The 1,066-nt window shown below is 66.3% G+C and carries 1 protein-coding gene and 1 pseudogene; both read right to left on the bottom strand.

The window, feature by feature from the left end; translation table 11 throughout:
- The coding region (locus tag IG80_RS15990) for a GYF domain-containing protein (RefSeq protein WP_032114226.1) at positions 1-763 on the bottom strand (763 nt) is incomplete at its 3' end.
- Positions 760-1,066, bottom strand: a pseudogene (locus tag IG80_RS0111800) (hypothetical protein); the annotation flags it as partial. The pseudogene IG80_RS0111800 and the gene IG80_RS15990, both read right to left, overlap by 4 nt.

Raw genomic sequence — 1,066 nt, forward strand, 5'->3', positions numbered from 1 at the left:
AGGCCGACGCGAGCCGAAACCTGCATCTGACGCCGCGGCGATGCAGCCCAGATGAGCACGCAGGCACTGCTGCATTCGTTCTGGATCCGTACCGCAATGCCTGCTCGCCGATCCACCGACCAACACGCTGCGCTTCATCGATCAGACCGCCGGTGCTGTCGATCACTACGAGCCGTATCCCGGGGTGGGCATCATGCGTACGTTCAACATCCGCCAGCAGGCGCGGCCCGACCTCACCTTGAATGGTGAGCACGCCATCGCTGGCCTGCACGCTGGCGTCCGGCTGCATCTGGAGCGCCCGGAACACGTTGGCGCGAATCCGCTGCTGCGGAAGCGCCAACGCGGTCGACAGTCCAGCGACCAGCAATGCATAAACCGCTGGCGCTGCGAGCCTGCGTCGAGGCAGTGACACTAGCAATGCATAGACAGCCGCCATAGCCGCCAGTGCAGCGGCCAGCCATGCACCACTGGACACCAGCGAAACTCCGGATCGCTCCACGAGTGGCATTTGTGCCTGCCATATGAAGGACCATCCGGCCAATGCCGCGGCCCCCGCCAGCAGCAGCGACCATGCCAGCCAGTGCCAGGCGCGCGACTGCGGAGGATGCCCCCAACGACGCCCCAACGATTGCCAGCCCTGCTCGCCGGCCCCCCAGGACATGGTGCCCGCGGCCAGCTCCCCTGTCTTGAACCTGTCCCGCACCTCGTTGATCGGCAACGGCCCTTCGGTCTGGCCACTACTGCGCAACCAAAGCATGCTCATGCCGTCGCCTCCCCCAGCAAGCCGAGCACCACGAGCACAAGCGCCGGCACAACAAGCACTCCCGTGAATGCAACGCCGGCCAGCAGCATCTGCACGCCGTTCCAAGGGCGATGTGTCACGACCCAGCGCTCCATGGAGTCCCAGCTCGACACGCCCTCGGCCTTCAGCGTGGTGTATGCGAACAGGTTGGCCACCAGCGCCACCACGGGAAGCCCCAGCCCCTGGCCGGTGACCAGCACCGCCAGCTCACGGCGCAAAGCCGGCCATACGCCAATGGGGCGGCCATCGCGGTGCGTGATCCGA

The sequence above is a fragment of the Candidatus Paracaedibacter symbiosus genome (assembly GCF_000757605.1).
GTDB lineage: Bacteria > Pseudomonadota > Alphaproteobacteria > Paracaedibacterales > Paracaedibacteraceae > Paracaedibacter_A > Paracaedibacter_A symbiosus.